This window comes from Bradyrhizobium sp. Kon37 (assembly GCF_055807535.1).
In genome coordinates, this window is the sequence record NZ_JBVVOY010000002.1 from 43,816 (window position 1) to 66,952 (window position 23,137).

The 23,137-nt window shown below is 62.5% G+C and carries 38 protein-coding genes and 2 tRNA genes; 21 read left to right on the forward strand and 19 right to left on the reverse strand.

All coding sequences use genetic code 11. The features are described from left to right. The first annotated feature begins 94 nt into the window (after positions 1 to 94). A complete protein-coding gene (locus tag AC0L3J_RS04290) occupies positions 95 to 1,264 on the forward strand; it encodes an OpgC domain-containing protein (RefSeq protein ID WP_473346115.1) in 1,170 nt (389 codons plus the stop codon). A gap of 41 nt (positions 1,265 to 1,305) precedes the next feature. Here AC0L3J_RS04290 and AC0L3J_RS04295 read toward each other — a convergent pair whose 3' ends face one another. The 5 genes from AC0L3J_RS04295 to AC0L3J_RS04315 all read right to left on the reverse strand — a co-directional run bounded on the left by AC0L3J_RS04295 (position 1,306) and on the right by AC0L3J_RS04315 (position 4,711). Next, positions 1,306 to 1,500, reverse strand: coding sequence for a hypothetical protein (locus AC0L3J_RS04295; protein WP_473346116.1), 195 nt, complete (start codon positions 1,498 to 1,500; stop codon positions 1,306 to 1,308). Between the two features lie 832 nt (positions 1,501 to 2,332). Further along, positions 2,333 to 2,409 (reverse strand) — tRNA-Pro (locus AC0L3J_RS04300). 112 nt (positions 2,410 to 2,521) lie between these two features. Beyond that, positions 2,522 to 3,007 carry a DUF192 domain-containing protein gene (locus tag AC0L3J_RS04305; RefSeq protein ID WP_473346117.1) on the reverse strand — a complete coding sequence of 162 codons (486 nt, stop codon included), beginning with the start codon at positions 3,005 to 3,007 and terminating at the stop codon, positions 2,522 to 2,524. 111 nt (positions 3,008 to 3,118) lie between these two features. Next, positions 3,119 to 3,751, reverse strand: coding sequence for a cold-shock protein (locus AC0L3J_RS04310; protein WP_018457757.1), 633 nt, complete (start codon positions 3,749 to 3,751; stop codon positions 3,119 to 3,121). Between the two features lie 198 nt (positions 3,752 to 3,949). Next, positions 3,950 to 4,711, reverse strand: a complete 762-nt coding sequence (locus AC0L3J_RS04315; protein WP_473346118.1) for an SIR2 family NAD-dependent protein deacylase — start codon at positions 4,709 to 4,711, stop codon at positions 3,950 to 3,952. Between the two features lie 295 nt (positions 4,712 to 5,006). Here AC0L3J_RS04315 and AC0L3J_RS04320 point away from each other — a divergent pair, with 295 nt between their 5' ends. Beyond that, a complete protein-coding gene (locus AC0L3J_RS04320) occupies positions 5,007 to 5,171 on the forward strand; it encodes a hypothetical protein (protein WP_007610153.1) in 165 nt (54 codons plus the stop codon). Positions 5,172 to 5,238: 67 nt separating this feature from the next. Here the strand turns inward: AC0L3J_RS04320 and AC0L3J_RS04325 are convergent, their stop codons facing one another. Continuing rightward, entirely contained in the window at positions 5,239 to 5,532 is a 294-nt protein-coding gene (locus tag AC0L3J_RS04325; RefSeq protein WP_247398192.1) for a hypothetical protein, read from the reverse strand. 281 nt (positions 5,533 to 5,813) lie between these two features. On the opposite strand from AC0L3J_RS04325, the gene AC0L3J_RS04330 reads away from it, so the two are divergent. Together AC0L3J_RS04330 and AC0L3J_RS04335 are read left to right on the forward strand one after the other, a co-directional pair. Next, a complete protein-coding gene (locus tag AC0L3J_RS04330; protein WP_473346119.1) occupies positions 5,814 to 6,044 on the forward strand; it encodes a hypothetical protein in 231 nt (76 codons plus the stop codon). Positions 6,045 to 6,121: 77 nt separating this feature from the next. Further along, the gene (locus AC0L3J_RS04335) at positions 6,122 to 6,247 is read left to right on the forward strand and encodes a hypothetical protein (RefSeq protein ID WP_473346120.1); all 126 of its coding nucleotides are present in this window, start codon (positions 6,122 to 6,124) and stop codon (positions 6,245 to 6,247) included. Here AC0L3J_RS04335 and AC0L3J_RS04340 read toward each other — a convergent pair. From AC0L3J_RS04340 to AC0L3J_RS04350, 3 genes are all read right to left on the reverse strand, one after another. Beyond that, positions 6,244 to 6,441 carry a hypothetical protein gene (locus AC0L3J_RS04340; RefSeq protein ID WP_456764433.1) on the reverse strand — a complete coding sequence of 66 codons (198 nt, stop codon included), beginning with the start codon at positions 6,439 to 6,441 and terminating at the stop codon, positions 6,244 to 6,246. The two genes, AC0L3J_RS04335 and AC0L3J_RS04340, sit on opposite strands and share 4 nt — an antisense overlap. Before the next feature lie 378 nt (positions 6,442 to 6,819). Beyond that, positions 6,820 to 6,957, reverse strand: coding sequence for a hypothetical protein (locus tag AC0L3J_RS04345; protein ID WP_354237395.1), 138 nt, complete (start codon positions 6,955 to 6,957; stop codon positions 6,820 to 6,822). 244 nt (positions 6,958 to 7,201) lie between these two features. Next, on the reverse strand, positions 7,202 to 7,552 hold the full coding sequence (locus AC0L3J_RS04350) for a hypothetical protein (RefSeq protein ID WP_473346768.1): 351 nt from the start codon (positions 7,550 to 7,552) through the stop codon (positions 7,202 to 7,204). Between the two features lie 97 nt (positions 7,553 to 7,649). Between AC0L3J_RS04350 and AC0L3J_RS04355 the strand changes: the two genes are divergently transcribed. Continuing rightward, a complete protein-coding gene (locus AC0L3J_RS04355) occupies positions 7,650 to 7,877 on the forward strand; it encodes a hypothetical protein (RefSeq protein WP_473346121.1) in 228 nt (75 codons plus the stop codon). A 239-nt stretch (positions 7,878 to 8,116) separates the two neighbouring features. Here the strand turns inward: AC0L3J_RS04355 and AC0L3J_RS04360 are convergent, their stop codons facing one another. Both AC0L3J_RS04360 and AC0L3J_RS04365 read right to left on the reverse strand, forming a co-directional pair. Continuing rightward, positions 8,117 to 8,293, reverse strand: a complete 177-nt coding sequence (locus AC0L3J_RS04360) for a DUF2934 domain-containing protein (protein ID WP_084462276.1) — start codon at positions 8,291 to 8,293, stop codon at positions 8,117 to 8,119. Between the two features lie 136 nt (positions 8,294 to 8,429). Next, positions 8,430 to 8,726, reverse strand: a complete 297-nt coding sequence (locus tag AC0L3J_RS04365; protein ID WP_007591377.1) for an HU family DNA-binding protein — start codon at positions 8,724 to 8,726, stop codon at positions 8,430 to 8,432. Between the two features lie 412 nt (positions 8,727 to 9,138). On the opposite strand from AC0L3J_RS04365, the gene AC0L3J_RS04370 reads away from it, so the two are divergent. The 5 genes from AC0L3J_RS04370 (at position 9,139) to AC0L3J_RS04390 (ending at position 11,364) form a co-directional block, all read left to right on the forward strand. Further along, positions 9,139 to 9,324, forward strand: a complete 186-nt coding sequence (locus AC0L3J_RS04370) for a hypothetical protein (RefSeq protein WP_007591378.1) — start codon at positions 9,139 to 9,141, stop codon at positions 9,322 to 9,324. Between the two features lie 243 nt (positions 9,325 to 9,567). After that, positions 9,568 to 9,870 carry a hypothetical protein gene (locus tag AC0L3J_RS04375; RefSeq protein ID WP_473346122.1) on the forward strand — a complete coding sequence of 101 codons (303 nt, stop codon included), beginning with the start codon at positions 9,568 to 9,570 and terminating at the stop codon, positions 9,868 to 9,870. A 126-nt stretch (positions 9,871 to 9,996) separates the two neighbouring features. Beyond that, on the forward strand, positions 9,997 to 10,269 hold the full coding sequence (locus AC0L3J_RS04380; RefSeq protein ID WP_456764436.1) for a hypothetical protein: 273 nt from the start codon (positions 9,997 to 9,999) through the stop codon (positions 10,267 to 10,269). Between the two features lie 175 nt (positions 10,270 to 10,444). Beyond that, positions 10,445 to 10,621 (forward strand): hypothetical protein, encoded by a 177-nt coding sequence (locus tag AC0L3J_RS04385; RefSeq protein ID WP_007610124.1) that lies wholly within the window; start codon positions 10,445 to 10,447, stop codon positions 10,619 to 10,621. A gap of 218 nt (positions 10,622 to 10,839) precedes the next feature. After that, positions 10,840 to 11,364: a hypothetical protein gene (locus AC0L3J_RS04390; protein ID WP_473346123.1), complete on the forward strand. Its 525-nt coding sequence runs from the start codon at positions 10,840 to 10,842 to the stop codon at positions 11,362 to 11,364. 22 nt (positions 11,365 to 11,386) lie between these two features. On the opposite strand, the gene AC0L3J_RS04395 is transcribed toward AC0L3J_RS04390, so the two are convergent. Further along, positions 11,387 to 11,767 (reverse strand): hypothetical protein, encoded by a 381-nt coding sequence (locus AC0L3J_RS04395; protein WP_473346124.1) that lies wholly within the window; start codon positions 11,765 to 11,767, stop codon positions 11,387 to 11,389. Positions 11,768 to 12,183: 416 nt separating this feature from the next. Between AC0L3J_RS04395 and AC0L3J_RS04400 the strand changes: the two genes are divergently transcribed. Then, entirely contained in the window at positions 12,184 to 12,387 is a 204-nt protein-coding gene (locus AC0L3J_RS04400; RefSeq protein WP_051462968.1) for a DUF3072 domain-containing protein, read from the forward strand. Between the two features lie 77 nt (positions 12,388 to 12,464). Here the strand turns inward: AC0L3J_RS04400 and AC0L3J_RS04405 are convergent, their stop codons facing one another. From AC0L3J_RS04405 to AC0L3J_RS04415, 3 genes are all read right to left on the reverse strand, one after another. Beyond that, positions 12,465 to 12,701 (reverse strand): hypothetical protein, encoded by a 237-nt coding sequence (locus tag AC0L3J_RS04405; protein WP_473346125.1) that lies wholly within the window; start codon positions 12,699 to 12,701, stop codon positions 12,465 to 12,467. A gap of 681 nt (positions 12,702 to 13,382) precedes the next feature. After that, positions 13,383 to 13,652, reverse strand: coding sequence for a hypothetical protein (locus tag AC0L3J_RS04410; protein WP_473346126.1), 270 nt, complete (start codon positions 13,650 to 13,652; stop codon positions 13,383 to 13,385). Positions 13,653 to 13,657: 5 nt separating this feature from the next. Beyond that, complete coding sequence (locus AC0L3J_RS04415; protein WP_473346127.1) at positions 13,658 to 13,900, reverse strand: hypothetical protein; 243 nt, start codon at positions 13,898 to 13,900, stop codon at positions 13,658 to 13,660. 260 nt (positions 13,901 to 14,160) lie between these two features. Here AC0L3J_RS04415 and AC0L3J_RS04420 point away from each other — a divergent pair, with 260 nt between their 5' ends. The 3 genes from AC0L3J_RS04420 to AC0L3J_RS04430 all read left to right on the forward strand — a co-directional run bounded on the left by AC0L3J_RS04420 (position 14,161) and on the right by AC0L3J_RS04430 (position 16,184). Further along, a complete protein-coding gene (locus tag AC0L3J_RS04420; protein ID WP_473346128.1) occupies positions 14,161 to 14,559 on the forward strand; it encodes a VOC family protein in 399 nt (132 codons plus the stop codon). Positions 14,560 to 14,784: 225 nt separating this feature from the next. Then, positions 14,785 to 15,237 (forward strand): VOC family protein, encoded by a 453-nt coding sequence (locus tag AC0L3J_RS04425; protein WP_456764445.1) that lies wholly within the window; start codon positions 14,785 to 14,787, stop codon positions 15,235 to 15,237. Between the two features lie 308 nt (positions 15,238 to 15,545). Further along, positions 15,546 to 16,184 carry a glutathione S-transferase family protein gene (locus AC0L3J_RS04430; protein ID WP_473346129.1) on the forward strand — a complete coding sequence of 213 codons (639 nt, stop codon included), beginning with the start codon at positions 15,546 to 15,548 and terminating at the stop codon, positions 16,182 to 16,184. Positions 16,185 to 16,293: 109 nt separating this feature from the next. On the opposite strand, the gene AC0L3J_RS04435 is transcribed toward AC0L3J_RS04430, so the two are convergent. The 3 genes from AC0L3J_RS04435 to AC0L3J_RS04445 are packed head-to-tail and all read right to left on the reverse strand — an operon-like array spanning position 16,294 to position 17,014. Then, entirely contained in the window at positions 16,294 to 16,461 is a 168-nt protein-coding gene (locus tag AC0L3J_RS04435) for a hypothetical protein (protein ID WP_155809976.1), read from the reverse strand. Between the two features lie 6 nt (positions 16,462 to 16,467). Beyond that, positions 16,468 to 16,713 (reverse strand): hypothetical protein, encoded by a 246-nt coding sequence (locus tag AC0L3J_RS04440; RefSeq protein ID WP_473346130.1) that lies wholly within the window; start codon positions 16,711 to 16,713, stop codon positions 16,468 to 16,470. 46 nt (positions 16,714 to 16,759) lie between these two features. Further along, positions 16,760 to 17,014, reverse strand: coding sequence for a PilZ domain-containing protein (locus AC0L3J_RS04445; protein ID WP_007610106.1), 255 nt, complete (start codon positions 17,012 to 17,014; stop codon positions 16,760 to 16,762). A gap of 224 nt (positions 17,015 to 17,238) precedes the next feature. Between AC0L3J_RS04445 and AC0L3J_RS04450 the strand changes: the two genes are divergently transcribed. From AC0L3J_RS04450 to AC0L3J_RS04480, 7 genes are all read left to right on the forward strand, one after another. Then, positions 17,239 to 17,313, forward strand: a tRNA-Glu gene (locus tag AC0L3J_RS04450). Between the two features lie 122 nt (positions 17,314 to 17,435). Beyond that, positions 17,436 to 18,065, forward strand: coding sequence for a hypothetical protein (locus AC0L3J_RS04455; protein ID WP_473346131.1), 630 nt, complete (start codon positions 17,436 to 17,438; stop codon positions 18,063 to 18,065). Positions 18,066 to 18,230: 165 nt separating this feature from the next. Next, positions 18,231 to 18,857 carry a PilZ domain-containing protein gene (locus AC0L3J_RS04460; protein ID WP_456764450.1) on the forward strand — a complete coding sequence of 209 codons (627 nt, stop codon included), beginning with the start codon at positions 18,231 to 18,233 and terminating at the stop codon, positions 18,855 to 18,857. A gap of 119 nt (positions 18,858 to 18,976) precedes the next feature. Further along, positions 18,977 to 19,234 carry a hypothetical protein gene (locus AC0L3J_RS04465; protein ID WP_473294193.1) on the forward strand — a complete coding sequence of 86 codons (258 nt, stop codon included), beginning with the start codon at positions 18,977 to 18,979 and terminating at the stop codon, positions 19,232 to 19,234. Between the two features lie 570 nt (positions 19,235 to 19,804). Continuing rightward, positions 19,805 to 20,845, forward strand: coding sequence for a PrsW family glutamic-type intramembrane protease (locus AC0L3J_RS04470; protein WP_027569915.1), 1,041 nt, complete (start codon positions 19,805 to 19,807; stop codon positions 20,843 to 20,845). Positions 20,846 to 20,919: 74 nt separating this feature from the next. Further along, entirely contained in the window at positions 20,920 to 21,498 is a 579-nt protein-coding gene (locus AC0L3J_RS04475) for an HdeD family acid-resistance protein (RefSeq protein ID WP_247361156.1), read from the forward strand. A 234-nt stretch (positions 21,499 to 21,732) separates the two neighbouring features. Further along, positions 21,733 to 22,818: a 3-deoxy-7-phosphoheptulonate synthase gene (locus AC0L3J_RS04480; protein ID WP_346770855.1), complete on the forward strand. Its 1,086-nt coding sequence runs from the start codon at positions 21,733 to 21,735 to the stop codon at positions 22,816 to 22,818. Between the two features lie 54 nt (positions 22,819 to 22,872). On the opposite strand, the gene AC0L3J_RS04485 is transcribed toward AC0L3J_RS04480, so the two are convergent. Next, on the reverse strand, positions 22,873 to 23,124 hold the full coding sequence (locus AC0L3J_RS04485) for a hypothetical protein (RefSeq protein WP_007609951.1): 252 nt from the start codon (positions 23,122 to 23,124) through the stop codon (positions 22,873 to 22,875). Between the last annotated feature and the right edge of the window lie 13 nt (positions 23,125 to 23,137).

Consider the following 23,137-nt stretch of genomic DNA (forward strand, 5'->3'; position numbering starts at 1 on the left):
ACAATTGCGTACCCGCCTTCCGCGCCGGGGTCTCGCCCGGCGGCCCTGCTTCGTTGACATCTCCCTGTCCGTCCCCTCCGAAAGCTCCCGTCGCATGTCCTTCCTGAACATCAACGCCACGCTCCCCGAGAAGGGCCGTGACCTCAGGCTCGACCTGTTTCGCGGCATTGCGAACTGGGCGATCTTCCTCGACCATATCCCCGACAACGTGGTGAACTGGATCACCACCCGCAATTACGGCTTTTCCGACGCTGCCGATCTGTTCGTCTTCATCTCCGGCTACACCGCATCCTTCGTCTATGCACGGATGATGCTCGAGCGCGGCTTCCTGGTCGGCGCCACGAGGCTGACCAAGCGGGTCTGGCAGCTCTACGTCGCCCACATCATCCTGTTCGTGATCTACATCGCCTCGATCAGCTATCTGGCGCTGCGCTTCGGCGATTCCGAGATGATCAACGAGTTCAACGTCGCCGGCCTGGTCGACAACGCCACCGAGACGCTGCGCCAGGGCCTGTTCCTTCGCTTCAAGCCACTCAATCTCGACGTGCTGCCACTCTATATCGTGCTGATGGGACTGTTTCCGCCGGTGCTCTGGTTCATGCTGCGCAAGCCGGACCTGACGATGGCACTGTCCATCGTGCTGTGGCTGACCGCTCGCCATTTCGGCTTGAACCTGAATGCCTATCCGGCCGGACAGTGGTACTTCAACCCGTATGCCTGGCAGGTGCTGTTCGTGTTCGGCGCCTGGTGCGCCCTGGGCGGCGCGCGCCGCTCGATGGCGCTGATCAATGCGCCGGTCACGCTCTGGCTCTGTCTCGGTTACATGCTGTTCGCGCTGGTCATGACCATGGCTGGTCGTTTCCCGATCATCGGCGGCATGTTCCCGGAATGGCTGTTCTCGGCGTTCAACCCGAACGACAAGACCAACCTCGCGCCCTACCGCTTCATCCATTTCGTCGTGATCGTGATCCTGGTGATCCGCTTCGTGCCGAAGGACTGGCCGGGCCTGGAATGGAAAGGGTTCGACCCCATCATCGTGTGCGGCCAGCAGTCGCTCGCCGTGTTCTGCGTCGGCGTGTTCCTGTCCTTCGTCGGTCATTTCGAGCTGTCGATGAGCTCGGGCTCGCTGTTCGCGCAGATCTTCGTCAGCGTCGCCGGCATCGCGATCATGACGACGGTGGCCTATTACATCTCCTGGTCGAAGAAGCAGGACAAGCCGCTGAAGCCGCCGCCGCCCAAGCCTGCGGCCGCAAAGGCCGCTTGAAGGGCAGCAGCGATACCGCGCCGGATCCCAGCGACGCCGCGTCAGGCCGCCGCTTCGCTGTCGTACTCGGTGAACTTCTTGTAGATCCAGTCACGGCCGTCGTGGCGGCGCCAGACCTTGCCGTAAACCAGCTGCCCGTTGATCGAGCGGCGCGGCACGAACACGGTCCAGAGGTGCCAGATATCGGTCCAGCTCGCCTGCGGACCGATGGTTCGGACGTTGCGATCGAAAGACATGATGCAGTACTCACGGGATACGAGCGCTGCGACGAACTGTGATGCCGTGTGAGCACGAATTTCAGGCAGCCATCGCAAGCCGGATCGATCTGATAACAGTCACGAAGGCGGCCGCAACAACCGCTCGCCCTTAACCTAACCGATCAACCTTACTTCCTGTGAGCGCACGGTAAGACCGGTTGAAAGCGGTCGCCGATTTTCCTAGACTGTGTGCGATTTGAGAATGAGCGCGTCGTTTTGAGGACGCGCGGTGATTTCCAGGCTGACGCGAATTTTTGAAAACGATTGACGGGCGGGGGCCACCACGATGAATTTGCAATGTGCATGTCTGCGCCTGGCGCTGCGATCGACGCCGCCTGCTCTGCCGGCGAAGACGCCGGAGCAAGAGTCCCGGAAAGCCGCCAACGACAATCAGCTGGCCTGGCCGTTCCTGCCGTTTCCGTTCGGCTGGTACGCGACGAACTGATGGTCGGAAAAGCGTAACGCCGCGCAAGCGGAATATCATCGCTTGGCGGCGTCCGTTAGGCATTGGGCGCTGAAATCCCCCAACACCTATATGTCTAGAACGACGCCTAAAGGTTCGACAAAGTTTTACGATTTCCCCCCGTCCGACCCGCCCAATGCCTTGAAAAATCGCGCAGAAGTCGCGTTGCGCGGGGAATGAGCGCCGAGGGTTTAGTAAGGCTTTGGCAGCTCCGGGCGTCGGCACGGAACGCGCCGTGTCGGCTTGGCCGGGATCGCCATGCTCGGCTGGAGCTGCGCTCGCCTGGATCGCCTGTCGCCTCGCCGATTGGCTGTTGTTCTGAGGTGCGGTTCCGACCCACCTCCGGACTGGTCGGGGCAGCTGGATTCGAACCAACGACCTGCAGTACCCAAAACTGCCGCGCTACCAGGCTGCGCTATACCCCGAATGTCCGGCGAGCCCCGTCGATACACGCTTCCCAAAGCGCCAGCAAGCCTTCCAAAGGCACCAGCAAGCTTCCCAAAAGACCGTCAGGACGGGGCAATAAGCCCCTTCCGCCTACTTGCTGCCGAACAGCGGGTGGCCAACACGGTCGCCGGGGCGGATGCCGTATTTCTGCGCCGTTCCCGCCACCACCTCCAGAACAGCCCGCGCTGGCCCTTGGGACGAGATGATCCTGGTCGACAGCGGCTTGGTGTTCTCGGCGATGCGCAGGATGCGACCGTCGGCACGGATGAAGATCATGTCGAGCGAGACATAGGTGTTCTCCATCCACATCGACACCTCCTGCTCGGGATTGAAGTCGAACAGCATGCCTTTGCCGTCCGCCAGTTCTTTGCGGTACATCAGGCCGGTATGCTTCTCCTCCTCGGTGGTCGCCATTTCCACCAAGAACACCTGCACGCCGTTCCTGGTGACGATCTCGAGCGGCTGGAAGCTGGCGGCGCGGACGGGCGCGCTCGCGACGGCAAAGCTGGCGATGACGAGGATGGCGGCAAGCCAGCCCTTCGCAACGGCGAAGATGGCCTTTCGATCGAAATTCATGGATGGCTCTCGAGGCGTGGGACTGGACCAGTCCTTACGTGGCGGTCGCCGGAAAAGCCAGAGGCGCGCCGGCCAGCCAGCGCGCCTCTGCTCACGATCGCGAGAATGGAATTAGTGGGACGAGACCGGCGATCCCGTCTCGGGATGGATCTCGGCCGCCATCATGCCCTTGGAGCCGGGTCCGAAGCGGACCAGGACATACTGGCCGGGCCGCAACTCGGTCATGCCGAAGCGGCGCAGCGTCTCCATGTGCACGAAGATGTCGGGCGTGCCCTCGCCGCAGGTCAGGAAGCCGAAACCGCGCAGCCGGTTGAACCATTTGACCTGGGCCCGTTCCAGCCCGCTGGTCGCCGTGACCGTGACATGAGTGCGCGGCGGCAGCATCTGCGCCGGATGGATCGCAGTCGACTCGTCCATCGAGACGACGCGAAACGCCTGATAGCCCTTGGCGCGCTGGATGCACTCGACGACGATGCGGGCGCCCTCGTAGGCGGTCTGGAAGCCGTCGCGCCTAAGCACGGTAACGTGCAGGAGCACGTCGGGCCAGCCATTGTCGGGAACGATGAAGCCGTAGCCCTTTGAGGCGTCGAACCATTTGATGACGCCATGAACCTCGACGAGGTTGGCGCTGCTCTCACCAAGTCCGGTGAATGGACTGAGAGCGCTGTCGCGACCGCCACCGCCGTGTTCACCCACCGCGGGAACTCCGACCTTCTTGGACTCAAATCCGTCGGACGACCCCATAACCCCGGACCCCACACATGCCATGCAACCCGCCTGAATGGCGGCGCCGAATCACGCGTCTTTAGAGAATCTTCTCAACTCGACGCGACGCGAATCTTTCGACTCAAAAGATAACACTCCCGGTTGCGAGGCATAGACAAAAAAGAGATTCGGCGGAACCTATGAACAGCTTGCACAGCCGCGAATCAAATTGCTGCCTCAATTACCGACAAAGGGTCCGAGCGTTTCGCCGATGTCGTGGCGGATCACGAGGTCGGCGATGTCGTCCTGCTCGGTGGGCTCGCGATTGACGATCACCAGACGTGCGCCTGATCTCTTCGCCATCATCGGAAAGCCCGCGGCCGGCCATACCACCAGCGAGGAACCGATCGCGATGAAGAGGTCGCAGGCTTGCGACAGCGCGGTCGCGCGCTGCATTTCGTCCTCGGGCATCATCTGGCCGAAGGAGATCGTGGCGGTCTTCACCGGCTCGTCGCACACGGTACAGTTGGGCGCGGCGCCCTCCTCGTCGAAGCGGCGCTTCACCCAATCGAGCGGATAGGCCTGAGCGCATCCGATGCAGCGCGCATACGTGGTGTTGCCGTGAAGTTCGATCACGTGGTCGCTCGCGACGCCGGAGGCCTGGTGCAGATTGTCGATGTTCTGGGTGATGATCGCGGGAACCTTGCCCGCACGGTAGAGCGAGGCGAGCGCGCGATGGCCGCGGCCGGGCCTGGCCGCCGCAAAGACCTCCTCCATCGCGAAGCGCCGGCGCCAGGATTCGTCGCGCGCCTCCTGGCTGGCGACGAACTCGTCGAATGGGATCGGGCGGTTGCGCGTCCAAATTCCGCCCGGCGAGCGGAAGTCGGGGATGCCGCACTCGGTCGAGATGCCGGCGCCGGTGAACGGCACGATCCGTTTGGCTTCGGCGATCATGTCGCCGAGACGCTCGACGCCGCTGCGAAGATCCGATGCAATCAACGCGGCCTCCCGTTTTGCTTTGCCGATTGGCTTGGCCGATCGGTTTTGCTGATTTGTTTTTTGCGCTAGCTGCAACATGCGCAAGCGACAAGATTGTTGACGCGGTTATCCACTGCGGCGCACGACGTGGTCGGCAATTTTTTCCGACCCTCGCTTATCACAATCCTGCAATGCCTCCTCCCCATTGACGCCCCAATCAGAAGCGCCAATGCATGTGTTGACGCGACTCAACGTGATTGCGGCGGCAGTGCTTGAGTTCAGTAGGACACATACTCACGTGCAGAGGGGATTTGAAATGACCGAGGACGAACAACGTAAAATCCGCGAACGCGAAGAGATCGCCGCCCGTGTCGCCGCCTTCCGTGCCACCCAGGAAAAATTCAAGCGCGAGCGTGACGAGTATTTCGTGTCGACGCTCGACAACGCGCGCAAGGTGGAGCGGCCTTCGCTCTGGCCGTAACGACAGCAGATCACCGAGCATGAAAAAAGCCCGGAGCATTGCTCCGGGCTTTTCATTTGGTCCGCCGTTACCAGTGACGGTAATAATGGTGGCGGCGGTAGTACGGTCCATCGCCGTAATAGGCGTACGGACCGGGGCCGTAAGCATAGGCGGGGCCGCCATAGTAGCCATACCCCGGGCCGTAGCCGTAGCCATAAGGATGGGACGCGGCGACGGCGCCCGCGGTGATGGCGCCGGCGGCGAGGCCGAATGCGAGGCCCGGACCGATGCCGCGGCCGCGCGCCTCGGCAGGCGCAGGCGCCGCGACCGCGGTCACGCCGACGGCCGCAACGGTAGCCAGAACTGCCAGTGTCTTCCTCATCATGAATCTCCTCCTTCGTATCTCGCATAGACAACGCCGGCGCGTTGCGATGGTTGCGCGCAAGGCTGTGGAACCGAGCTCGGATTAAATCCGCCACGCATGGAACCGCCGCGCGTTCCGCGAATTGTCTGTTCAAGTGCGGACGCCTCCGCCATCCGGTTCAGGCAACAGCACGAAGACCCCGTCAGCATCACCAATGCTGGCGGGGTTTTCAGTTTCACGGACGGCAAATTGGCAACGCAGCCCAATTGCTGCCAGCGGGGAGCGCCTAGGAGGATAAAGTGCCGATATCCAAATTGCTGGCCCGTATCCGCAGGCTGGTTCCCAGATCCGGCGATCAGCATTACGACGAGATCGTCCGCAGTTTCGGTGTCGGCACGCTGCGCCCGCCGCCGACGCCGATGAGCGACGGCGAGTTGGCGCGGGCCATTGCCGAGTTCCTTAAGGAAGAGCCGTCGAGCGAGTCCGTAGGCACCCTCGGCCGGCGGCTCGACCCCACCACCCCGCTTTGAGGCGCCAGTCCGTCTTGTCCGGGAACATGCGCTTCGCGCGCACGTTGCCGTAGCCTTCAAGGAGAAAAGAGGCCGACATGCCCGTTTGGCTCGAAGTCCTGCTCAACCTGTCCGGTTATGCCGGTTTCGTGGCGCTCGCCTCACATGGCACCGCGTGCCCCGGGAATTGCGCCGACCATCAGATCGCCGGCGACGACCGTTAATTCGTGTGCGGTGGCTGGCCCGCCGTGCGCATCAGCCTGTCGGCCTTGACCGCGACACGCGTGTCCTCGAGCTGTGGCCGCAGCGAGATGCTGATCACCACGAAAGCCAGGCAAAATAGCGTGCCGACGATGGCGACGCGCCGGTAGGTGTGGCGATCGCCCTGATAAAAGCTCGGTTCTGAAAAAGGTGTCATGAATTCGTTCTTGGCAAAATTGCTTGTTGGCAAAGTCGCTTGTTGGCAAAGTCGGAGCGCGCCTTCGCCAGACACACCTATCCCAAGCAGCGGCAAGCGCAACGCGATTGGGCTTTTAACCTAACCGAATAGGGTTATCGGCTTCGCGGCAATCTTCCGTTAGGAGTTGGCCAAGCGTCGTCAGAACTCGGCGAGCCGCTTCAAGCTCGCGCGAAGCCGAGGCTGCGGAGCTTCTGGCGATCCGCCGTCCGGCTTTGTTCCAGCTTCACCTGCCTTTCGTTCTCGAAGAACGAATCGGAATCGCAGAAATCGGCGCGAAGCAAGTCTTAACACTTCGTTTGTGCGCAAACGATCGCATCATCGCCAACGGTCGCGCGCTCACATCGCGTCTTCGGATTTCGATCGCGGTGGCACCTGCGGCACCGACGGCCTGCCTTTGCGCAAGCGCGGGTGCCGGTCGTACCAAAACACTTTTGCGATCTCGGCGAACATCTCGAGAAACCAGCACGCATCCATGTCGCGTCTCCCTCGCCTGATCTCGTAGCGAAGGACAGGCGAACAGGACTGTGCCAAGCATCACGCCGGCTTGGTTTGGAGAGGCGTGTCCCGCATCGACACAGAAGCCACGGCTTGTTCTGCATCCGACTCCATTTCGTTCGCAAAGAACGAATCGGAGTCGAGGGATCAGCGCAAAACGATTCCTAACGATCGGTGAAGGCAGGCGCGATGGCCTGTTATCATCGACGCCGTGCGACGCTCATCACGCCGCTCGCTTCACCGTCTCCTTCCCCGACAGATCCCTCCCCGAAAAGCATTCGAGGATCTGGATGCGGAGTTCTTCCGCGGCCGGACCTTCGAGCTTCCTGAGCTGATTCCAGAGCCTGATCACTTCGCGTTGTTTCTCGACAGTCATAGGCACCTCCCAAGAGACATTGGTCACCGCCAAAAGAGATGCCCCACTAGAACAAACTAGGAACAACAAGTCCAGCCCCTCCCCGCGAAATTCGCTCGCCGCATCACCTTGAGCCTTCCGCGCGCCGGCGCGGTTGCTTTTTGGGTTTTCAACCTTAAGTTCGAGAACGCGGCCGGCGGCGCGGCGCTGAAATCCCATCGCAGCCAGCCAGGAAGGCCCCGTGCGAAAGCGCGGGGTTTTTCTTTTGGGGAACGCGCCATCGCCCTCCCCGTTAGTCATTCCGGAGCGAGGGACCGTGACCAGAAAATACTACGCCGTCGAGGTGGTGCGTCAGATCGAGGAGACCGTGGAAATCATGGTCGAGGCGCCGGACCAGACCGCCGCACATGATGCAGCGCTTGCGCATCTGAAGGCGCGCGGCTCCGAGTATCAGTGGCTCAATCCCAAATGCGATCTCGTCGTCTGGCGCGAGCGCCAGGTCGATACGCCGGCGATCATCGACGTGTCCGTGTCGGCGGAGTAGCAGCCGGAACGATTTTTTTCGTATCGCGTTGTCAAGCCGAATGCAGTGGTGCTGGCGGCATGTCGCGACGCGGCCGACCAGCTTGAAGAGCCCCGGTCCCTAAGCCCGGGGTTTTTCTTTGAGGCGGCCGCCATCCAAGCGATGGCCCGAACAGCAAAGCAGCCACCCGGGCGTTACGCCGGGTGGCTGCTTTGAGAGCTGTCGACGCTCGACTCTGTCCGCCTCTTAGACCGGCAAAGTCAGACCGGCAGATTGTCGGTCATCCCGGGCGGGACTTCGCTTTGCTTGGTCCGCTCGGCGAGAAGCTCCTTTTCGGCCTCGTACCAGAAGGTGTCCATCGTGCCCGCGGGCTCGCCGGCCTCCTTCCAGAGGTGATAGGCGCGGTTTCGAATCTCTACTTCGCTGAGACCAGTCATGTGATTTCTCCCTTTCGGAAGCAAAGCCTGACGACGGCCGAGAGTTCCCTAAGAGAGTTCCTTATTGGTTCAGCACAAGCAAGCAATCATTGCGGCGCTCCGCGAAAAGCGGCCGCCGCAACGAAAACGCGAATCTTTAGACGGAGTCCTTGGCCACCTTCAGCGGCGAGGCCTTGACCGACTTGCTCGCCGGCTTCGCGGCGAACTGCATCGGCTCCTTAGTGAAGGGATTGACGCCCATGCGGGCTTCGGTCGCCGGCTTGTTCACCACCGACATCTTCACGAAGCCGGGAATGACGAACTCGCCGGACTCGTTGAGCTCCTTGTAGCCGACGGTCGCCATGTACTCGATGACCGACTTCACGTCGTTCTTCGACAGCTGCGTGCCCTCGGCAATTGCATCAATCAACTGAGTCTTGGTCATCTTCGCCATGTCTGAATTTCCTTCTGTGCGCGCGAGCAGGCTTTGCTCAGGACGCGGTCCAACCGCGCAACGCGCTTCTGATTCATGCCAACTTTCATGAAGTGACGGGGCTTAGAACCCATCGACGCCCAAAACGCAAGCAGGGGGTTCTGCGGGAGGGGCGGACGCCGCGGCAAAGATGCCGCAGCTTGCGCCGTTTCCGCCTTGAACCATTTTCTCCCTGAGGCGTCTAACTCTTTGAAGTCCCCAAGCTTCACCCCCATCAGAGAGCCCCGCTTTCCCCAGGCGGGGCTTTCGCCTTTTCGGGGGGCCCCGGCCGCACACGGCCGGCCAGGCTGGCCCCCAGCTCTGCGCCTGGGGCCGCGCGGGTGACCGTCACAAGGCAGGTTCTCTTTTCCGGTCATCTCCTGCATAATGCGGCATGGCAAAAACAAAAGTGACCTTCAAAACCGTCCGCATTGCAGACAACGACTGGAAAATCCTGGCGGATTACCCGGACAGCGAACAGCGCGAAATCAAGGGCTTCACCAGCAAGGCAGATGCCGACGACTGGATCAACGGCGACCGCAAGATCGCGTGGCTCCGCTCCCAGGGATACGCCAAATAAAGCGCGCATAAGTCACGCGCGCATCGTGTGACGCCCTTAGGGGTATGAGGCGCGCTTCGTCCCTCCCCGTTCCAGACGTTCTTTCCGTGCCGGCGCATTGCCGAGCGGGCGGCAATGCCCGCTTGTCTATCGCCTCGCGGGGCGCCTGGTCGAGAAACCTGTGACCGGGCATGCGCCGTTGAGACTTCGGTAACCTAACGCCTCCAAGCTCCTCTCAGTATCGTTGCGTTGGAGTAACTCAAAGTGCTGGATTTTAACGAGCTGCGTGAACTCGCTGCCGATGTTCGCGTCTTCGTCGAAATTGCCGAAGACAAGGCCGAAGCGCTTCGCGCCGTCATCACCGCCTATGACGTGGTGCTCGCGATCTTCCCATCCGGAGAGGGCATGGGCCTCCACGTCATCAAGGGCGGGGAGATCCTGGACAGGATTGCAAACTCACGAACCCATGCGAGCTACAGCCACACGGCCATCGCGGTTCCCGATCTGGAGCACGCGGAAGTGCTCAAGCACCTGACGGGCCCGGCCGACCAGCGCATTGCGGCTTAGAGCGATTTCAAGCGAAGTCGATAGCGGTTCGCGCGCAGACGAGAATTTTTGCACTCCGGAACGCCCAGTTTTAGGAACACGGCTTCTGCGCTCCCGTTGGCCCACACAACCAACCAGGAGTTTGAGATGAAGAAGCTCATCATTGCGACCGCCGCCCTCGGCCTCATGTGCGGCTCCGCTTTTGCGCAGAACCAGACGGGCCCTGCCCCGCAGTCCGACAACATGCAGAAGCCCGGCATGACCAACACGGACAAGGGCACGATGAGCAGCGGCACGACCGGCATGAGCCATGACGGCATGAGCAAGGGCGGAACGGTGAGGCCCGACGCCTCCGGCCAGGGTGGCTCCGGCCCCGGCAGCGACCAGGGCGGCACCAGGACCCGCAGCAACATGAAGTAAGCCGTTTTCCTGTACGGCTGCTCCCGGCCGCGTCGCTTCCCACAAGGCGGCGCGGCCATTTCATGAGAAGGGTCTTTTTTGGAACCTGCCGCGAATGCACGCCTCACAATTGTGCGCGCACCGGAACGGTCAGCTCTCGCCGCGAGTTGCCCCATCTCCAGCAAGGGAGATCGTCATGAGCGTTGAAGGCAAAGTGAAGGAAGGCGCCGGGTTCATCAAAGAAGAGATGAACGAACACGGCAAGTCCCCCGAGAGCCAGAAGAAGGCTCAGGAAGGTCGCGACCTGCGCAACGAAGGCCGGATCGAAGACGGCAAGCCGCCGAAGACGACGAAGCCCGGCACCGGTCACTAGATCGCGTTCGAAACCCCGTTTGGTGAGAGCCGCCCCTGGTCATGTCAGGGGCGGTTTTCTACGTTCATGACCAGCCGATAGTTGCCATGCGATCTTCCGAAGCTGCGATCTTCCGAGCTGCGGTCCTACAAAGACAGCGGGCGGCTCGAACCATGCAGCGCAATGGCTGCTAGAACGCTTCGGCCGTTGTATGGTCGGACGTTTCTTATGAGGGGCTGATGAAGATTGCCATTGTTATCGCCGGCTTGATCGTTGTTGCTGCTGCCGTTCTCGTGTCGGTACAGCCCGGCTTTCTGAAGCCTTCGTCTCTGGCACTCGTGAAGAAGTCCGACATTCTCGGCTTTTCGCCCGGAATGACATTCGACGAGACCAACAAGCTCATCACGCAACGTCGCTACCGCTGCCGTCAGCTTCGCGATTCCTACGTCCTCGAATGCGCAGTCGACGGCGCCAAGGTCACGATCTTTGCCGACGACGTTGACCCCAAGAATCCGGACCCCAAACATCCCATCTGGCGCGTCGATGCGGAGTTGAACAACCCTGGTGCCCAGGACGCTGCGGCCAAAGACGCTGCAGTCAAATCGATATCCGACCAGTTCAATGCCCAGCCAACCAGCGACGCTCGGGAAGGATGGATATGGACCGTCGGCCGTGGGCTGAAGCTGACCTACGACGGCACAACCTTGAAGCTCGTGGACGAAGCTGAGGATGTCAGGCGTGGCAAGCAGGAAGCAAAGCGCTAGGGAGCGCGACGCTGGATGCCCTTCAGTGACGAAGCCGGTTGACGGCTCGTAGCGGCAGCCACGATCCCAGCACCATGCAGATCGCAATGGCTGCGACCAGAACGTATTTCAGGGGATTCTGGGAGGATGCGAGCGAACCGTCGAGGTGAAGGTAAGGCAGCATCGCCTCCATGGCCATTCCGATCAGGGCAACCGCAACCAGCCCGCCAACCACCGAAGCGATCAAATTGACGATCCATCCCGTCGCGCCGCGCTTGTTCGACCACGCCTCGAAGATCGCGACAGCCAGCATCACGAGCACGAAGATCAGCATGAAGCTCATCGAGCCGCCGACGCTCGCCTTCGACCCGAAGACTTCCACCAGCAGCATGGCCGCCACCGCGAGCAGCGTGATCGCCTTCACGACATTCCTCTTTAGTGTCTTGGCACCTAGGCCGCGAAGCCAATTCCGATGCCGGGCAGGCTTTGCAGCATGGCGGTTGGTCGCGCCGCGCTTCGCCCGGGTTCAATCGTGATAGATTTCCGCTCGGCAACTGGTGAGTGCACTCCGCGCAGTTGCGGGCACTCTATCCTGCTCTCCGTTGATCTCGCCGCCGCCTCGCACGTCGCCGTTGAGGCACCGATCCTCGATTGGGGGCGCAAGCTAAGTCTGATGCGCAGACGCCGATCGATGCCGGCCGTTTCGTGATCATCTCCCGACGCTGATCCGGGCAAAGTGCGCCCCAGCCGCGTCATGGGCCAGCCACGAACAAATAAGGAACAAAAAGCATCAGTCGGCATTGAGCCTGAAAAGGAGAGATCGCTGTGACTGACAACAAGATGGCCGGCAACACCGCCGGCAACACCCAAAAGGATCCGAAGGATTGGGTATCCGGGGACGACCCGATGACCGGCGCCCAGGAATCCTACCTCAAGACCCTCGCCGAGCAGGCCCACAAGCCCCTCCCCAAAGAGGATCTGACCAAGGCGGAGGCGTCAGAGCTGATCGACACGATGCGGCAGAAGGCCGGGCTCGAGAAATAGACAGCTTCAGGCATTGCGAAACACGGATTGACAGGCGGCGGCTGACCGGAACGCTGCCGCTGTTCGCGACCAGACAGCTAATCGCTTTCGACGACCCGGACAGCCAGCTCAGCGACCGCACGCCGACCGGCCGCGACGAGGCCGTCGATCTCGCGTGTCTCGTGCTTGGCGCAATGGATGATCCGTTCGGCGACATACCGGCGCGCGGCGTAGGCTTCCATTACCTCGGGCATCATCTCGCTGACGCACTCCAACGCCTTGTCCATGTGCGACAGCGTTCGTGCGTTGAACTCTTCCAGAAGCAACATCACCATCCCCAGCTCACAATGATCACGACTACTCTCGTTGGCGGACGGACGCCGATGCGGGCATGCACGCCCGCCCCCGTGAGACGGAAGAACATGCCTCCATCGATGATCAGAAGTGCCGCCGATATTTGGGAAGGTTGCAGGCGTTGAGGCAACGCGGCATTCACAAACGTTAAGCGCGCTGCATTTCGCCGAACATGGGGGGCGTCAATTAAGCGCACGAAACGTAGTGGGCTCCAAAACTTGTTTGCCGGGATCGCGGCCTGTCCGCTTTGCCAGCCGGGCACTCATCCCGCTTTGCCTTGCTTCACGTCATGGACGATGTCACCGATGGTGCTTCCCACGACCATCGCGGCAACAACAGGCCAACCGGCGGCTACCATAAGGATGGCCCCGTAGCGCATGTCTTCGCCCGGCCGTTTATAACTGTCCCGGCCCGCGAAAAGGAGCACCGCGATCAGGCAGCCAACTGCGTATCGTCTAAACCATTTCACGACGAGAGACCTTCGTTTACGGGCATTCGTCGCCTCGAACTCCGTCGTGGTTCATGATGCCGACCGTCCGGCCGCTCGCAGGCAGGCGAAATTTCAGACGATCACGCAGGCGCGTCCGGCGCCTTGCATGACCTGCTGCCGCTCATTTTCTTGGACACGCTGAGCAACGGCTCCGCCGCCGAGCTCAATCCTGTCACTTCGGTAGATCGCGGATTGCCAGCTTGATGACTGTGAGGACAACGAAGGCGGGGGCCCCGTAAACGATGGCATTCACGGCCCAAGTGATGGCGACGCCCAGGAAAACGGAACTGCCGACAGCTCCCCAGAAAAGGTAAGCTGCGGAGATGCCCGGCATCTCCCATGCCATCACAGCGATGGAGTAGTCGGTGAGCTGCTCCATGACGAGGAGCACCGTCGAGACGAGTGCCCCGATTGCCAGTGCGATGACGACACCCGATTTCATTGTCTTCAAAGCCCCAACAGTCCCATCACGATCGGAATCATAAAAAAGGCTGCCAGGCCGAGGAGGCCTCCTGCGGCAATTTTCACCCAACGCCGTTGGATTCTCGGCTCGAGCCATGTCGCCAGTTTGACCCAGAGCGCATACGCCCATCCAGCAACAATCGAGCGGATAAGTGCAAACAGAAGCTCGCCTAGAATATTGGCCATGGCCGTTAGTCGCGTCAGCTCCGCAAGGAGTTCATCTGCCAACGGCTACACAATCCTGTCCACCCGTGAGCGAGGTGGCCAATTCTGCGGTTGGCGTCACCGTTCCAACGGCCCGGTTAGCGCTGCAGGGCGCTTCGCGTGAAGGGGCTCGTCGTCTAGCGCTTGAGCATTGTCATCGCAATTCATGCCCTTAGTTCAGGCGCTCGGCGCGGCATCGTGACTGCTGACATCAGGGTGGCAGCAGCGGTGTGCGACGAGCCCCGCGATGCCGCTCAAATCTGCGGTCAACCAAAGGACATGCCATGAAGTTCGCCTCCACTCGCCTGATCGCCACCGACATCAAAATCATGGTTTCGTTCTACGAAATGATCACCGGAGTTTCCGCCGAATGGCTCGCGCCGGTGTTCGCCAAGATCGTGACGCCGGGCGCCAACCTGGCGATCGGCGCAGCCGAGACCGTCGCGCTCTGGAAAGAAAACAGTGCCGAGCCCGGCGCCAACCGCACCGCCGTGATCGAGTTTCAAGTCGAAGACATCGATGCGGATTATCAGCGCCTGAAAGACAAGGTCACGCTGGTGCATGAGCTGAAGACGATGCCTTGGGGCAACAAGACGTTCCAGTTTCGTGACCCCGAAGGCACCGCAGTATCGCTCTTCATGCCGCCGATCGAGGACGCCGGGAAGCGCCTCGCTGCGCAATAGGCCGCGGCGACAGACCGGCCCGCACACATTGCCAGGGGCGCGTGTGCTGCAATGGATTTGCTGTGAAAGTGCATTGAAATTCGCCGGCTGATTACTTCATCAGCTGGCTTCGCCCTCACGCACACGTGCACCCGCCCCCTGCCCCTCCCGGGATTTTCCTGCTATCTCCTACCCCCGCCGTCCCGGCCCAAAGCAAAACCCCATCCGTTCAAGGGAGCAACAACCATGCGATACCTCCACACCATGCTGCGCGTGCGCAATCTCGATGTCGCGCTGAAGTTTTACCAGGATGCGCTGGGCTTGACGGAGGTGCGGCGGATCGAGAACGACAAGGGGCGTTTCACGCTGGTGTTCCTGTGCTCGTCGGACGATCTCGAAGCGCTGAAGAAGCAGCCGCAGACGCGCGGCGCGCCGCTGGTCGAGCTCACCTGGAATTGGGACGAGGAGAAGTATGGCGAGGACCGCTTCTTCGGGCATCTCGCCTATGAGGTCGACGACATCTACGCCACCTGCGAGAAGCTGATGAAGGCGGGCGTCACCATCAACCGGCCGCCGCGCGACGGCAACATGGCCTTCGTCCGCTCGCCCGATCTGCACTCGATCGAGATCTTGCAGAAGGGCGATCCGAAGCCACCGCAGGAGCCGTGGTCGTCGATGCCCAACATCGGCCATTGGTAGAGCCTTTTTGCGGGAACCAGCCCGTACCTGCGGCGTTCTCTCCCCGACAATGCAATTGGAGGAGGACGCGATGGGACGCGGAATTTTGTTGTGGATGTTGGGTGTGCCGATTCCGGTGATCATTCTGCTGTGGCTGTTCTTCGGCCGCTGATCGCCTGACCAGCTTGACCTTGCAATGAAAGCTCCGCCTCAGGCGGAGCTTTTTGCATGCGGACCTTTTGCATAAGAGGATCGGCGCAATCGCGCGTCGCTCGCCGCAGTGAATTCCGCTATTACCCGCGCCGAAAGAAACGCCTGGGGAGGATGATTTGCCGGACCAAAAGCTGACGATCTGGGGCCGCGCCAATTCGGTCAACGTGCAGAAAGTGCTGTGGTGCCTCGCCGAGCTCGGCCTGGCTTACGAGCGCATCGACGCCGGCATGGCTTTTGGCAAGACCCGCGAGGCCGACTATCTCGCGATGAACCCCAATGCGCGGATCCCGACCTTGGTCGAGGGCGACTTCACGCTGTGGGAATCCAATTCGATCATGCGCTATCTCTGCCTCGCGCACGGGCGCGGCACGCAAATCTATCCCGAGGCGCCGAAGCTGCGCGCCAGCGTCGACCGCTGGCTCGACTGGACACTGTCGATGGTGCAGCCGGTCGACCGCCCGGTGTTCTGGGGCCTCGTGCGCACGCCGCCCGCTGAGCGCGACATGATCCAGCTGCAGAAGGATGCCGATGCCGCCGCCGAGGTCTGGGCCATCGCCGACCGCCTGCTCTCCACGCGCCCGTACATGGACGGCGATGCATTCACCCTCGCCGACATCGCGATCGGAGCCTATGCGCGGCGCTGGCTCGGCGTCGAGGGCATCACCCGGCCCGCGCAGCCGCATCTGACGCGCTGGCTCGCCGAGCTCGGCAAACGGCCCGGTTTTGCGCAATTTGTGGCACCGCCGATGTCGTGAGCGGTGACGCGGCTTAAAGTCCGTTGAGAGCACGATGAATCGGCACTTCGCCGCGCGCCGCCGGGAGGTGGCGGCTACTGTGCATGGGCTTGTTTTCGCGTTTTTTTGTTTAGGGCCAGCCGCGCTCGAACAGCAGCACGCAGAAAATCAGCACGAGCGTCACGGCCGCGGTGGCGAGCCGCGCGGTCCAGCTCAGGCCGCGGCCGATCCACCATAGCAGCGCGCAATACATCACGAACGGGACGATGATTTCGGGCCGCATGATATCAGGTGGCATGGGGCTTCAGCGCCTGATCGTGGTCTCGATGCTGATCGAGCCGCCGATCTTGACGCAGGTGCCGGTGCTCTCGACCAGATGGAAGCCGCGGCCATAGGCGGCGCAGGAGCCCGCTTTCGCGCTCCCGCCGGCACCCTTGAGCGGCAAGGCCTTGCCGGCCTGTGGACGCTCCGCAGGCGGCAGACGCAAGGCTTCCGCCGCGGCCGCGGACATGGTCAGCAACGAGATCAGGATGAGGAGCGGCGCACGCATGCGGGCCGTTCTAGCCCGGACCGGTGTCGCGCGCTATCGGGGCGCTTCAGATGAACTTGATGCCGGCCGATTTGCCGCGCCGCCACACCACTTGGCAGCTCCGCCCGGTCCGCGCATCGCGCGCGAATGCCATCCGGATCACGCCCGGAAGCTGGCTCGCATCCTCGTCCAGCGTGATCTTGGCGCCCGTGGCGGAGATGTCCTGGACCAGGCATTGCCGCGCCGCGAATCCGCCCTCGAGCGTGATCCAGGCATGCTGCGACAGCGACTTGCGGGCTGCGCGCTTCTTGGGCGGTGGCATCGGCTCAAATTCTCCCAGCCCAGCGCTAGCTCAGGGAACCTAAGAAACCGTTGAATTCGCCCCGACTGATCCTGGGGCGGGATGCTATCCACCGGTGCCAAAAGACCGTTCCCGAACGGCTTGCCCAGGGCGCCAAAGGCCATTATAGGTTCGCCCGCGCAGCCGCCGGGCATGACTCGGGCGGCCAGCGGCCGTGCCGCGAAAAGCGGCGGGGCCCTGGGTTTGCTCCCTTCGTCTATCGGTTAGGACGCCACCCTTTCACGGTGGAGAGAGCGGTTCGATTCCGCTAGGGAGCGCCATCATCCGGGCGTTTGGATGACGCGGCGAAATCTGCCGCCTCGCATGAACCTGCCTGCCCCTCGCCTCCGACCAATGTCCAGATGGAACCGGATGCAGGCCAATGGCGCAGGAGAAATCTCCCTTGGACGAGCCGGCCGGGATTGCCTCGCCGGCGCCGCCGCCGCCATGGATCCACCGTTCGGCAGCCTGCGCGCCGGAGCGGCGCGCCAGAATGCTGGAACACATGGTGCGCGCCAGATCGCTGCCTCGGGCCACTGCTGCACCGGCGCCGTCGCAGGCGGCCGGCACGAACATTCTTGCGGACGCGTACGGCTACGCCGTTTTGTTCGGAATCATCGCGCTCCTGTTTCAGTCGCGCGTTCCGCTCTACCTCGGCGCCTTCCTCTTCTTCAGCGATGGCGAGCGCATCGAACTCGCTCTTGGAAAGATCGGCATCCGTCTCGAGCCCGGCACGATCGGACCCGACGTCATCAAGGGCTTCGTATCCCTGTTCGGATGGTTCGCGCTGCTAGCGTCGTTGAAAGCGTCCGTCCCCGCGTGGCTCGCGGCATGGATGCTGCCGGACGCGTCGTGGTCCTTCCTCGCCGGCATCGCCCTTCTGCTCGTCATCGTCGAAGCGTTGGCAACGCGCGCGATGCAGCATGCATTGCCGTGGTTCGGATTTGAGAGAAGACCCAGCAGCCTGGTCTGCGCGACGATCAAGCTCGTCATGGCCCTTGGCGTGCTAGCCCTGCTGGTGCTGCTCGGATGACGCGATCGTGAGGTCGCGGGCCCGATAATCGCGGCGCTATGCCGCCCGTCCCGGTCGGCGCATTTACCAAAAATTTACCCCTGCTCGTGAGTGCCGGTATCATTTGCTTAGAATTTGATTGCTACCGTGGAATTACGGAAAACCTCCGAAACACGATTGGCGCCCATGTCCGTCGCAGAGTTCCTCAGACAGCGTGCCGTACAAGTCACCGTGAGTGGCAGCTACTCGCTGCCGCGTTGGTACGATTGCGAGGGCAAGCTCCGGACCTTCGCCTGCCGCACCAGCCGCGTTTCACCGTTCCGCATGATGGTCGACGTTCCCGTGGTCGGGAAGGTCGGCGAGCGCGTGACCTCCTACTTCCAGGACTTTGGGGAATTCCAGTGCACCATCAGCGCGACGCTGAAATCGGGCTTCCTGATGGAGCTCGACATGACGCGGGCCCGGCGCGCCTGGATGTCGGAAAAGCTGACCTGGCTCGAGAAGAAGCAGAAGGACGCCAGCGTCCAGGAGCTGCGGAATGACGCGCGCTTCGTTCCGCAGGTCGCGCACACCTTCCTGACGCTCGCCGACGGCAGCACCCATGCCTGCTTTATCATCGACGTCTCCACGGCCGGTGTTGCGATATCCTGCGAATACGATCCGCCGGTGGGAACTCCGCTTGCGGTCGGCGCTTGCGTCGGGCGCGTGATCCGCAAGTTCGAAAACGGGTTTGCGGTCAAATTCGCCGAAAAGCAGTCGCGGGACGACGTCGTCCGGCTGATCGTCCGCTCGCCCATGCTGCAATCGGCCTGATCCTCCGGCCGCGCCGCCCTATCGCAGCCCCATTCCGGGGTCAGCTTTTGAAGGTCCGCGCCTCGTGCCGAGCATCATCTGCAGACTTGCGATCGGGGGACCGAATGGCAGTCGAGAAAATTACGGTCGATAAGATCAGGGTCGATAAGATCACCTGGGACAGGGTCGGCCGGGTCACCGAGCCCGGACGCTACATGTACACCTTCGGCTGGCTCACCATCACCGCCGGCGATCTCGATATCTGGAAGCAATACCCGCAGGCCGCGTTCACGCTGATGGCGCAGCATTCCGAACCGGACGCGTCCATCGGCGAGGAATTCCATCTCGGCGCCTTCGACGTCGCGCCCGACGCACCGCCGCCTTTCACCACGCATTGAGACAGTCAAAGCGGGCTTGGGATCGGCGGCCCTTGCAGATAGCACAGGCCGCGGCGGGAACGCGTGGCACGGGCGTTGCTTTATCGTTGCAATGACCCACATCCCAGCCGTCGACCAGGCCTTCCTGCTGTTGCTCATCGTGCTCTGCCTTGGCACGTGCCTCATACGCGTCTTCTGGGAGCTGGAGCAGGTACGGACACGCCGGATCGCGTCACCATCCCGCGCGACGAAGCGTGACTAGGCCGGCCCGATCGGCCGCGCGTCGCCTGGAGGGAGCAATCCCGGCTCTGGACTTGCCGCGGCGACACGTTCATCGTGAATCGAAGAAACCTGCACATTGCCTTGATCTCACTTACCAATCGCGATCCGACGACAGGCGCGCGACCGTTGTCAGGGATGACGAGGTGGTTCTGTCATGCGATTGATTGCACTCCATATTCTACCCCTCGGCGACCGTCCTGATGAACGTAGGCTGTCACGCTTGTTAAGCGACGCGACAGCAAGCGCATGACACAAGGTCGCATCGGACGATGTGGATAAGCGGATCAAGGGAACCTATTTTCGGCGCCGATGTACCTGATTGAAGCGTTACCCACCGTCATCGGAACGGCCGCCATTGCCCCGGCGCTGCTGATGCTGTGGCTCGTCATTGCCGCCGAGGAACGCCCAGGACCGCCGGCCCAGGTCTGGACCGCGTTCCTGCTCGGCGCGGCCAGCATTTCGCTGCTGGGCCTAGCCCGAGCCCCTTTTGCCAAAATGGTCGCGGCCCCGGACAACCCGTGGGCTGCGCTGGCCATGCATTCGATCTTCGGCGTCGCGCTGCCGGAGGAAGCGGTCAAGGTGATCGCCATCGTGCTGGTCGCCTCGACCAAGCGGCGGACCTTCGCCAATCCGATGGACACCGTGGTCTATGGCGCCGCGGTCGGACTGGGCTTCGCCGCCTACGAGAACCTCGCCTATCTGGTCCAGCACGCCGAGATGTGGCGCTCGCTGGCCGCCTTGCGCAGCGTGCTGACCGTGCCGTTCCACGGCGCGCTCGGCATTATCGCCGGCGCCTATCTGACCATCGCGCGCGCCGGCACGGCGCTGGGTGCGAACCGCCATCATCGCGACTGGGCCCGTCTCTCCAGCCGCCTGCTCATCTTTGCAGGCCCGCTCGCCCTGCATTCGGCCTTCGACTTCCCCCTGCTCACACTCCAGCGCATGCCGGATCTCGATCCGACGCTGCGGATGTGGTTGGGCGGCGCGAGCCTGCTGATCGGCTTCAGCTCGATCGCCTTCGCCATCCGGCTGGTGCGGCGCGTCGCGCGCCATCACGCACCCCGAACCGACGTCGCGCGAGAGCGCCTCAGCCAGCTCCGCCGGATGTGGGCGCTGCTGCTTGCCGGTGGCGGCGTCGGCTTTCTCGGGCTCGCCTTCGTGCTGACCTCGATCCATCACTGGCTCATCAACCCCGAGCGCAATCTGACGCTGGCCCTGATCCCGATCGGCCTGGTCTCGATCCTGCTCGGCCTCGCACTTCTGATCGTCACGACCGCGATCTATGTTCTCGGCCGCAACCGCATCCGCACCAGCGGCGAAGGTTTTTCGTCGGCGCACGGCGGCGGCTGAACCGCGGGGTGGCGAGCGCGGTGCGCGCGTACTAGACTAGATCGAGCACACGCCTCTCGATCCGGAGCCTGCCCATGACATCGCCTGAGGATCTTTCCCGGCTGCAATCCGCCATGAGCCGGACGGTCAAGGCGCATTGGAAGGCCTTCTTGTTCGAAGGGATCCTGCTTTCCGTGCTCGGCGTTGCCGCGCTGATCCTGCCGCCGCTCGCAAGCCTTGCGATTGCGATCTTCCTCGGCTGGATGTTCCTGATCAGCGGCATCGGCGGATTGATCGCGACCTATTGGGCGCGCAGCACGCCGGGCTTCTGGTGGTCGCTGATCTCAGCCGCGCTCGCCGTGCTCGCAGGCATGCTGCTGCTGGCGCGGCCGATGCAGGCCGTGCTGACGCTGACCATCGTGCTCGGCGCCTATTTCCTCGCCGAGGGCGTCGCCACCATCATGTACGCACTGGAGCACCGCCGCGAGCCGGGCGGCCGCTGGTCGTGGCTCCTGATCTCGGGCCTCGTCGACATCGCGATCTCGTTCATGGTGATCACGGGATTGCCGAGCTCGGCGGAATGGGCGATCGGCATCCTCGTCGGCATCAACCTGCTGTTCGGCGGCGCCACCCTGATCGGCATGGCGCTGGCGGCACGCAAAAGCAACAGTTGAGGCGCCCCTTGCGCCGTCACGTCATTCGGGGGTGACAAGCCGCCGACCGCGCGCTATATGACTGGCCATGATCACCGCCACCACCAGCTTTTATTGGTATTTTAGCTACGACAGCTCGCTGGCGGTGGGAGGATCACGCTCAATCTGACAAATTGCAGCATCTAGTCCGAACAGCCGCCAGACCTGGCGGCTTTTTTATTGGCCGGCGGGGTCTCAAAATGACAGGAGCCCGCCGTGCTGAGCACGACCGACGATCTTCGTATCCGCGAACTGAAAGAGCTGAGCACGCCCGAAGAGGTGATGCGGGAAGTCCCGCGCACGCTCACGGCGACGCGCGTGGTGATGGCAGCACGCAACGCCATCCATGCGATCCTCAATGGCCAGGACGACCGGCTTCTGGTCGTGGTCGGTCCCTGCTCGGTGCATGATCCCAGGGCCGCGCTCGACTACGCCGAGCGCCTCGCGAGCTTGCGCGAAGAGCTTGCCGACCAACTCGAGATCGTGATGCGGGTCTATTTCGAGAAGCCGCGCACAACGGTCGGCTGGAAAGGCCTGATCAACGATCCTGATCTGGACGGCAGCTTCGACATCAACAAGGGCCTGCGGCTGGCGCGCAACGTGCTCTCGGCGGTGAATAATCTCGGCCTGCCCGCCGGCACCGAATTCCTCGACATGACCACGCCGCAATACATTGCGGACCTCGTGTCCTGGGCCGCGATCGGCGCGCGCACGACCGAAAGCCAGATCCATCGCGAGCTGGCCTCGGGGCTGTCCTGCCCGGTCGGGTTCAAGAACGGCACCGACGGGAACGTGCGCATCGCGGCGGACGCGGTGAAGTCGGCCTCGAATCCGCATCATTTCATGGCAGTGACCAAGCTCGGCCGCTCGGCGATCGCCTCAACCGCGGGCAACGAGGATTGTCACATCATCCTGCGCGGCGGCAGCACGCCGAATTACGATGCGGCAAGCGTCGCGGCGGCCTGCAACGATCTGGCGAAAGCGAGCGTCGCGCCGCTCGTGATGGTCGATGCGAGCCACGCCAATTCGAGCAAGAAGCCGGAAAACCAGCCCCTCGTGACGGCCGACATCGCCAGGCAGATTTCCGGCGGCGAGAACCGGATCATGGGGGTGATGGTCGAGAGCAATCTCGTCGCCGGGCGCCAGGACGTTGTGCCGGGAAAGCCGCTCACCTATGGCCAGAGCATCACGGACGGATGCATCGACTGGGCGACCACGGCAACCGTGCTCAAGCAGCTCGCTGACGCGGTCGAGATCCGGCGCAACACCAAGCGCGCAGGGCTGCACGAGCGCTCCGCCTGACCGAACGATCGCGGGCGGGGTGAGGCTGTCGCACCCTGCCCGCCGCTCCGGCGCCTAGCAGCCGCGGCAGATGCTCTTGATCTTCTTGTCGAGCGCCTGATTTTCCTTGCTGAGAGGATCGTTCGGGTCGCTCAGGTTCTTCTCGTTTGGCACGTCGCCGACGCGCGGCTGCCGATGACCGACGGGCGCAGGCGGCAAAGAACCCGCCGATTGTCCCGAGCTCGTCGATCCCTTGCTTCCCGTCTGCGCGAAGCCGGCGCTGCCGAACACCGTCAGAAGCGACAGTGCCAAAATGATGCTTCTCATTTTACCTCTCCAT